At 32.5% G+C, this 9,841-nt stretch carries 5 protein-coding genes and 1 pseudogene; 2 read left to right on the plus strand and 4 right to left on the minus strand.

Annotated elements, in window-relative coordinates; translation table 11 throughout:
- Together AACZ53_RS11680 and AACZ53_RS11685 are read left to right on the plus strand one after the other, a co-directional pair.
- On the plus strand, nucleotides 1-1,263 hold a 1,263-nt coding region (locus AACZ53_RS11680), incomplete at its 5' end, for a peptide chain release factor 3 (RefSeq protein WP_339838617.1).
- Nucleotides 1,264-1,534: 271 nt separating this feature from the next.
- Nucleotides 1,535-1,747: a hypothetical protein gene (locus AACZ53_RS11685; protein ID WP_339838619.1), complete on the plus strand. Its 213-nt coding sequence runs from the start codon at nucleotides 1,535-1,537 to the stop codon at nucleotides 1,745-1,747.
- A gap of 406 nt (nucleotides 1,748-2,153) precedes the next feature.
- Here the strand turns inward: AACZ53_RS11685 and AACZ53_RS11690 are convergent, their stop codons facing one another.
- The 4 genes and pseudogenes from AACZ53_RS11690 to AACZ53_RS11705 form a co-directional block, all read right to left on the minus strand.
- Entirely contained in the window at nucleotides 2,154-6,338 is a 4,185-nt protein-coding gene (locus AACZ53_RS11690; RefSeq protein WP_339838622.1) for a YDG domain-containing protein, read from the minus strand.
- Between the two features lie 130 nt (nucleotides 6,339-6,468).
- Nucleotides 6,469-8,556 carry a T9SS sorting signal type C domain-containing protein gene (locus AACZ53_RS11695; protein WP_339838625.1) on the minus strand — a complete coding sequence of 696 codons (2,088 nt, stop codon included), beginning with the start codon at nucleotides 8,554-8,556 and terminating at the stop codon, nucleotides 6,469-6,471.
- Between the two features lie 253 nt (nucleotides 8,557-8,809).
- Complete coding sequence (locus AACZ53_RS11700) at nucleotides 8,810-9,121, minus strand: DUF3467 domain-containing protein (RefSeq protein ID WP_339838630.1); 312 nt, start codon at nucleotides 9,119-9,121, stop codon at nucleotides 8,810-8,812.
- Between the two features lie 245 nt (nucleotides 9,122-9,366).
- A pseudogene (locus AACZ53_RS11705) lies at nucleotides 9,367-9,841 on the minus strand (DNA-directed RNA polymerase subunit beta'); the annotation flags it as partial.

Raw genomic sequence — 9,841 nt, forward strand, 5'->3', positions numbered from 1 at the left:
ATTGATGTTGCAAAAGGGGTTGAGGAACAAACTGAAAAATTAGTTGAAGTTTGTCGCATGCGAAAAATTCCAATTATTGTTTTTATCAACAAGTTGGATAGAGAAGGAAAAGATGCTTTTGATTTACTAGATGAAGTGGAACAAAAACTAAACTTAACCGTAACACCTTTAAGTTTTCCTATTGGAATGGGTTATGATTTCAAAGGAATTTATAACATCTGGGAAAAAAATATTAATTTATTTTCAGGTGACAGCAGAAAAGACATCGAAGAAACAATTGCAATTTCTGATTTAAGCAATCCTGAATTAGATACATTAATCGGTTCAAAACCGGCCGAAAGACTTAGAGAAGAAATAGAATTAATAAGTGAAGTATATCCTGATTTTAATAGAGAAGATTATTTGAAAGGAGATTTACAACCTGTTTTCTTTGGTTCAGCTTTAAACAACTTTGGTGTAAGAGAATTACTTGATTGTTTTATTGACATTGCTCCTTCTCCTCGACCTAAGGAATCTGACACACGATTAGTGAATCCAAATGAAAAAACGTTGAGTGGATTTGTATTTAAAATTCATGCCAATATGGATCCTAAACATAGAGACCGATTAGCATTTATTAAAATTGTTTCTGGAACATTCGAAAGAAACAAAGCATACCATCACATGAGGTTAAATAAGAATTTGAAATTCTCAAGTCCAAATGCCTTTTTTGCAGAAAAGAAAGAGATTGTTGATATTTCTTATGCTGGTGATATTGTCGGATTACATGACACAGGAAACTTTAAAATTGGCGACACCTTAACCGAAGGCGAACTAATGAACTTTAAAGGAATTCCAAGTTTTTCACCAGAACATTTTAGATACATTAACAATGCTGACCCCTTAAAATCTAAACAACTTGAAAAAGGGATAGACCAATTAATGGATGAAGGAGTTGCTCAGTTATTTACTTTAGACATGAATGGAAGAAAAATAATCGGAACAGTTGGAGCCTTACAATATGAGGTTATTCAATACCGACTTGAGCATGAATATGGAGCAAAATGTACATATGAAAACTTCCCAGCTTATAAAGCTTGTTGGGTAAAACCAACGGAGCCTAAAAATGAAGAGTTTGCTGAATTTAAAAGAATCAAACAAAAATTTTTAGCCAAAGATAAATATGGCCAATTAGTATTTTTGGCCGATTCTGAGTTCTCAATTCAAATGACAAAACAGAAATTTCCATCAGTTAATTTATTTTACACCTCTGAGATTGATTAATTTTTTTTTTTTGAAAGCATAAAAAAACCACATCTAGTAGCTGTGGTTTTTTTGTTTTTTATGAAATAATTTTAAGAATAATTTTTAAATTGAATTTTAGATAATAGCTCAAAATCTTAAATTAATCCCTTCAAAGAGACTACATTATCAAAAAAAATTACCATTAATCTGTTAAATATGTCATAAGTCGATTTTTTGCTTTTTAGTAACGGTATTTTAATACTGAATGCTTAAAAAATTTCTATATTCGCATTGTTAAAACACAAAAAATATGAGAAATTACGAAAAAATTAGCATATTTATTTTCATGCTATTGTTTAACTTGGTAACATTTGCTCAACCTGGATCTGACACTGCTGATGGTGACTTAGAAGGTCCAGACGCAGTACCTTTAAACAACAAAATAATACTATTAGCAATTGTTGGAATTGTTTTTGTATTTTACAAACTAAAAGCATCAACTAAAACTACTGAATTAAACTAATAACTTAATTCAAAATATACTATAAAACTTTAAATTGTATAATTTATTATATAATTTAGAGTTTTCTGTGTTATACCTATATCGCATTGCAATTACCTATACATTTCAGCATATCCAAAGTAAGTAAAAAAAGGATCACCCATTAAGTAATCTCTTGTTTATAAATACTAAATCGAATGTATTTTATTCAACTTTATAACACACTATTCCAACAACACATAGTACATCCCTAGATTGATTTTATAAGTTACTAAATAAATTACATTACTGATGTGATATTCTAATGCTATCAGCCTTAAAAACACATTTAACAACTACATAAATGAGCTTACTACATTATATCATATAAAAAAACAGTTGCTAAAAATTAGCAACTGTTTTTTTTAGTAATCTAAATGAAATTTAGTTATTTAATCACTTTTTTAGTAATTACATTACCGTATTGGTTTGTAACTTGAACAAGTAACACTTCATTTGATTTTGAAATATTTAAAACAACTTCCGAATCATTCAAATTAGCTTTTTCTAACAATAATCTACCTCTAACATCAAATACTTTAACATTAGATATTAAATCAGATCCAGCGTTAATTACGATACTGTTAGTTTGAGTATAAACAACAAGGTTATTACTTGTAAAATTATCTGTGTTTAATACTGTACTTTGATAAACAACTTCAAATCTATTTAAGAAATCTCCAATTGCAGTTGCAAAAGTATAATCTCCATTAGTTAAGTTTGTAATTGTATTTGTTAAATTATCTTTTAAGAAAACATCTTGTGCGTTATTAGCAAACAATCCATCTACATTACTTAAAGCAATTGTAAAGTTACCTGAAACTGCTGTTTTAAACGCTAAAGGAACAACATCTGTATCAACAAAGGTTCCTTTACCTTGAATAATGTATGAAGAATCATTTCCAATTATAGAAGTTAATGTAGCGCCATTTGCTGGTTGGCTAAAAATTCTACCATCTATTCTACTATCTACTCCAGAAGTTGCGCTTGACATGTAAGCAATTAAAGTTTGACAAAATAAACCATCTGTATTAGTTAAATCTAACCAAAGTCTACTTCTATCAACTGTATTGCTTGATTTTAAAAACAAGTTATCGTTATCAGCCACACGCATTGAATTCGTAAAATTCAAACTCGTTGAAGTTGATTTTGCAATAAATCCTTGCCCAACTTGAATAGCATATGTTGGCACTAAAGCAGAACCACCTCCCGAATTAGCAACACCTCCAGAAAGAGTATAAGTTGCATAAGATGGGTTAGCTGAATTGTTTACTTTTCTCCAAAAGTACAAAGCTTCTGAAATTGAATTATCAGCCATAAATGCATCTGCATCTAAAGTTGATGGATAAGGATTACCAATAGCATTATATGTATCATTAGCTACTGCTAAAGAAACATCACCATTATGAGGAAAACCAGCAAAAGTTGAAGACCATATAGTTGGTGTGGTAGGATGATTATTTGGCGTTCTAATCAAATACCCTGTTCCACTTGAAAAACTAGTAGTAGATGGCGATGCTACAACTGCATATAAATTAGTTCCTGCATCATAAGTATAAAAACGATTTGATAAAGTAGCTGGTGAAAAAGCTTGCAAAAACTGACCATCAACTGGTGAAGACCAAAGCACATAATCTAAACGTATCAATTCGGAAGTTTCACGGTGAACCGTAATATTTCCAGTATTTGTAGTGTTGTTAATTTGAACTAAGTTAGCATTATTTTCAATTACTAAAGCAGCTGCAGCAGACGTTCCATTATTAACAACTTCATTTAAAACATACGCATTAGTTCCTGAACTAATTACCAACGAACCAGCTGTATCAATAGTTAATTTCTTAGTCGTTATTTCTCCGTAAGTAGCCGTATCGTAAGCATCTGCAATAGTAGCTTCTATTTCTTCTGTTGGACCCGTTACATTTGACCAAGCCAATGAAGACCAAACACAAGTATCGTCTGCAGTAGTAACAGCTATAACATTACTATTTACCGAAGTAGCAGCTACTAATACAGCTCTAACTCTATAATGATAGGTTGTATTTGCATTCAAACCTGTAACACCATAAGTAGTAACATCTCCAACATTCATTGCATTTATTACGTAAGTATTAGTTAGACTTGAAACACTTGTAAAGCTTAAATTATCAATAACTGGCCTTGCAAAGGCATTATTTTCTATTAAAATTTTGTAATCTCCTGATATTCCAGAAATCACTCCACTATTATAAGTAGATACAGAAGTAGTATATGATTTTGTACCAATAGTAGTTACAGTACTAAATGTAGGACCTGTTAACACTTTAATTGTTAATATTCCTCCACTACCAGAAAAGGCTTGTGCAACATCAAAAGACAAATTAGAAAGACCTCCAGATATAACATCAGATTCAAGATATGCACCAGCTTGATCTCGTAAACAAATTGCATCATCACCAACATTAATAATTTGATCTGTTCTTGAATTATAAGCTGTCCAATTTACCGCACCTTCACCTGTCCATGATCTTGTTGAATAACTTGACGAAGTCCCTCCTCCTATCGCAGTAAAAGTTTCAATAATTGTATTTGCAGAAACAATAGTTTCTTCGTAAACGTCAATTTCATAACTAGTGGCATCTAAAACAGCATCCCAATTTGCAGTAAACGAAGTAACACCAACCGCAGTAGCAGCAGTAGCCACTGGAGCATCCAAAGCTGTTATATCTGCCGTTAAACCTGTAGGTTGTGTTAGGGTATAATTTGCCGAATCTACTCCTGATAAAGAATAACCATTAACAGATACAGCAATTCCAATTCCTGGAGCCGAAGAAGCAAAAGTTCCTATTCCTATTCCATTTAAGATAACGTCATCACTATTTATAACTCCTACTATACTTGCCGTACCTGATAATGTTGCAAGACTATTTCCATCTTGAACTTTGTTATCAGCCACTAAACCAGAAATAGTTACTGTTTTTTTATTTACAGTCAATGTTCTACCAACTGCTACTGCAGCATTATAATTAGCATTACCAGGCTGCGTAGCTTCTATGGTAGTTATTCCAGGTCCAACAATTGTTACTGAAGTACCCAAAACCGTAGCTACGTTTGTATCTGAACTTGTATAAGAAATCGCTAAACTTGAATCTGAAGAACCCGTTAATGCAAAAGACGCATCGCCATAAGTTACAGCTGAAAGCGCTGCAAAAGTAATAGTTTGATTAGCCTTATTGATTGTAATAGTAATAGCAGCAGGAGCACTTGTTCCTCCAGCATTTGAAGCCGTAAAATTCGTATTAAAAATACCAACTTCAGTTGGTGTTCCAGAAATTACTCCCGTAGTAGTATTTAAACTTAAACCAAGAGGTAAAGTTCCGCTTGACAAAGCATAAGATGTTGCTGTATTTGAAGCACTAATGGCATAACTAAAAGAAAAATTATAAGTTCCTGTTGGCGCACCTGCTGTTACAACTGGAGCGTCTGGAAGCGTTGTAGTTCCTGAAGCCGTTGCACCAAAAATAGTTTCTACAGGAACTGTAGCACCATTTCTAGCTTTAGTTTGAAAAGTATAAAGCGTTGAAGAACTTAAACCTGTTACGGTTACAGTTGCCCAAGTTGCTGCTGTTTGCCAAACGGCTGTAGCACCTAATGTACCATTAGCTTGAACATACTGTCCACTTGTTTCTTGAATAGCATATAGCGTTGCAGCTGGGTTTGAATTTTGGGTAGTTGCATTAACGGCAACATCAAGCGTATTTTGTGTAGGATTGGAAACAACTAAAACACCCGGAGTAGCGGCTAATGTATAAAAAGACATACCAGCACCGTTAGTTGGAGTAGCTGAAACTGTACCAACTGCTCTGTAGAAATATTGAGTATTTAAAGCTAATGAACCTAAACTTGCCGCAATTGAAGTTGAAGTCGAACCTGTTACAGAAGCTGGTGTTGCAGTAATTGTTAAACCATAAGCCGCAGTAGTACCATATTCGAAACTAGCGTCTGTAGTAAAGCCATTGGCATTAATTGTACCATTTAAAGCAGCACTAGTAGTTGTAATTGAATTTGCAGCTACTGTTGTTACAGTTGGACCTGTTGCTGGAACCGTATAAGTAACTTTTATCCCTGTAAATCTACCTTGTAAATTGGACGTATTAGCATTTCTTATTTTTATACTAGAAGTTACATTTAACCCACTAATTGAATAAGTCGTTAACGACAAAGGTATTGTTGGATCTAAAGCAGTTACAGTTGCAGCACCTATAGTATACCTTAGTACTGGTGTATTACCCGCAACTCCGTAAAGCTCAACAGCCGTGATAGTAACACCAACAGATGGACTTAACGTTATTGAACACCCATGATAAGGTGTTCCCGTGCTAGAATAATAAAGCCTCAAAGTATTATCTCCAGTATTAAAAGCTGGATTAGTAGTGCCAGAATTTTTAGCTGTGCTAAAGGAAATATTTGAATCAATAGGTCCCGATGTTCCTGCAAATGTATGGGTTACTACAGTTTGTCCTACTGCGTAATTCCCAACAAAAAGCAATGCTACAGACATTATCTTTAACAACTTTTTAGGTAAAAGTAATTTCATAAATTAGTTTTTAAAATTTTCACAAATCTAAAACATTATCAAAAATAAATAGCCTTTTTATATTATGTAATCGTTAAATAAAAAAATCCTGCCATTAGGCAGGATTTTTTTACTTTTTATCTATAAAACACTAGTTAACAACCTTCTTAGTCACAACTGCACCATCTGTATTTGCCACTTGGACTAATAAAACTTCATTAGCTGAGGCTACATTTAACACAACTTCCGAAGCATTAACATTCCCTTTTTCTGCTAATAATCTTCCTCTGATATCAAATATTTTTACAGAAGCAATTGAAGATGTTCCTGCATTAACCACAACGTTTGAGTTGTTAGTATAAACAACAACGTTAGTTGAAGAAAAATTATTTACATTTAACACTGAGCTTTGGTATACAATTTCAAATCTATTTAAGAAATCACCAGCTGTTGTTGTAAATGAATAATCACCAGTAGTTAAATTAGTAATTGTATTTGTTAAGTTATCTTTTAAGAAAATATCTTGTGCATTATTAGCAAACAATCCGTCTACATTACTTAACGATATTGTAAAGTTTCCTGCAACTGCCGTTTTAAAGGCTAAAGAAACAACATCTGTATTAGAAAAAGTTCCTTTTCCTTGAATGATGTAAGATGAATCACTTCCAATTATAGAAGTTAAAGACGCACCATTAGCTGGTTGGTTAAAAATTCTACCATCTATTCCATTATCTACTCCAGCAGTAGCATTTGGCATATAAGCGATTAATGTTTGACAGTATAGACCTGATGCATTCGTTAAATCTAACCAAAGTCTACTTTTATCAACTGTAGTACTTGATTTAAAAAACAAGTCATCATTGTCAGCTACACGCATTGAATTCGTAAAATTCAAACTTGTTGAAGTTGATTTAGCAATAAAGCCTTGACCAACTTGAATAGCATATGTTGGCACTAAAGCAGAACCTCCTGCAGTATTAGCAACACCTCCTGAAAGAGTATAAGTAGCATAAGAAGGATTTGAAGAATTGTTCTCTTTTCTCCAAAAATATAATGCTTCTACAATTCCATTATCAGTGATAAAGGCATCTGCATCTAGCGTTGAAGGATAAGGATTACCAACTGCATTGTATGTATTAGCCGTAACTGCTACTGAAACATTACCATTATTTGGATATCCCGTAAATGTAGAAGCCCAGATTGTTGGAACCGTTGGATGATCATCTGGAGTTCTTATTAAATATCCGTTTCCTTTTTCAAAATAAGTTGTAGATGGTGCAGCAACAGCTGCATATAAATTTGTAGCTGAATTATATGTATAAAAACGATTAGGCAAAGTTGCAGGAGAAAAAGATTGCAAATATTGATATTCAACAGGAGAAGACCATAAAACATAATCTAAATACTTCAATGGCGATGTTTCACGGTTAACAGTCATGTTACCAACATTTACATTTACTGGAACATCCTGAATTTGAACTAAATTTCCATTACTTTCTATAAGAAAATCTGCAGCCGTTGCATTATTTACTACTTCATTGATTACATAAACATTTGTACCTGCATTAATTACCAATGAACCAGAAGTTGCTATCGTAAGTTTCTTGGCAGCAAAATCACCATTTACACCAGTACTGTATGCACCAGCTATAGTAGCTTCTGTGAATTCATCTGGACCAACTACGTTTGACCATGAACTTCCGTCCCAAGTACAAGATGGCAGATAACCCGTTATTTTTAAATTATCAATAGCCACACCTACGAGGTCGTTTGTACCAGCAACTGAGAATCTAATTTTTACTTGTGTTCCACTATAAGAACTTATATCAAAAGGCGATTGATCACCAGGAATAGTTGAAGAAGTTGGCGTTCTAGTCCCTAAAACAGTCCAAGTAGAACCATTATCAATAGAAATTGAAACAGTAATTACATATTCTGCCGCTACACCAGAGCCTTGTTTTTTTGCTTTAAAATTCAATGCTTCACCTGTGTAAGAATCAAAATCCATTGCTGGAGAAACCGTGTTAGATGTTGCTTTTAACAATCTTATATCCGAAGTACCTGTTACATCCGTATCAGTCCATGTTGTATTAAACCCAGCAACATTTACTCGCATTGGAGTAATATCAATTTGACTATAAGTCAAAATTGATGATACTAATAACAATCCCGTAAATAATTTTTTAGCAAATAGCTTACCCCTTAAAGAACTGGTAATTAATTGTAAAGATTTTTTCATAATAATATTTTATTTAAAACAGATAATTTCAACATATTTATTTAATTGTTTGTGTCTAAAAAACAATTAAGTAAAATTACTATGTTTACTTGGATGCAAATTTAAAATATAAAACATAATTAACCTTAAGATAACTCAGTTATTCGTTTAAAGACAAAAAAAAACGTTAATAATCAACTATTTAAAGATATTTGACTAATAACATTTTTATTTATTTATAAAAGTATACTTACAACTTTAGATTTACAAGATATTAAGCCTGACCTGTTGGACCAAAATTAAGTGGAATTTGAGGAGCATCACCTTCTTTAATTTCTCCATGGGCTTGTTCAAATCGTTGGATGTTTTCTGCCAAAGCTTTTAATAATCTTTTAGCGTGTTGTGGCGTTAAAACTATTCTTGATTTTACTTTTGCTTTTGGCACTCCTGGCATCATGGTCACGAAGTCTACAACAAACTCTGTATTAGAATGGTTGATAATGGCTAAGTTAGAATAAATTCCTTCAGCTATTTTTTCATCTAACTCGATGTTTATTTGATTTTGTGGGTTGTTATTGTCGTTCATAATTTTATTTTTTTACTTTTATTTTTACTTATAAGCCATGTGTTTATGCTTTACCACACAGTTTTTATTCTAATTTTAATTGCTTTCTATGTTTTTAATAGCACATAGTTAACTTAATCGTTAAAAGGCTTTCGAAAGACTCCTACTAAAATCTCGAATTAAATTTAAACAATTTAAAACAAAAAACCATGAGTTTATCATATGATATGTACTCATGGTTTTTTTATACTATATAAAGCTATTTTTTAATAGTTATATGTTTCTTTTGAAGAAACCAATTCATTGTATTCTTCACTTGAACCTACAATCATATCATCATAATCTCTCATACCTGTACCTGCTGGAATTCTATGTCCAACAATTACATTTTCTTTAAGACCTTCTAATGTATCAATTTTACCTGCTACAGCAGCTTCATTTAATACTTTAGTTGTCTCTTGGAAAGAAGCAGCAGAAATAAATGATTTCGTTTGAAGTGATGCTCTAGTAATACCTTGAAGTACTGGTGTTGCCGTTGCCGGAACTACATCTCTAGCTTCAACTAAGTTCTTATCATTACGTTTTAACAACGAATTCTCATCTCTTAATTGTCTAATTGAAATAATTTGACCTGCTTTCAAGTTTTCAGAATCACCTGCATCTTCAACGAATTTCATAGCATATAACTTGTCATTTTCGAAGATAAAGTCACTTGTGTGAACCAATTGATCTTCTAACATT

The organism is uncultured Flavobacterium sp. (assembly GCF_963975005.1).
Classification (GTDB): Bacteria; Bacteroidota; Bacteroidia; order Flavobacteriales; family Flavobacteriaceae; genus Flavobacterium.

Bases quoted from the DNA above. Each gene is read 5' to 3' on its own strand.
- AACZ53_RS11685 (WP_339838619.1), top strand. From the start codon at position 1,535: ATGAGAAATTACGAAAAAATTAGCATATTTATTTTCATGCTATTGTTT.
- AACZ53_RS11700 (WP_339838630.1), bottom strand. From the start codon at position 9,121: ATGAACGACAATAACAACCCACAAAATCAAATAAACATCGAGTTAGAT.
- AACZ53_RS11695 (WP_339838625.1), bottom strand. From the start codon at position 8,556: ATGAAAAAATCTTTACAATTAATTACCAGTTCTTTAAGGGGTAAGCTA.
- AACZ53_RS11690 (WP_339838622.1), bottom strand. From the start codon at position 6,338: ATGAAATTACTTTTACCTAAAAAGTTGTTAAAGATAATGTCTGTAGCA.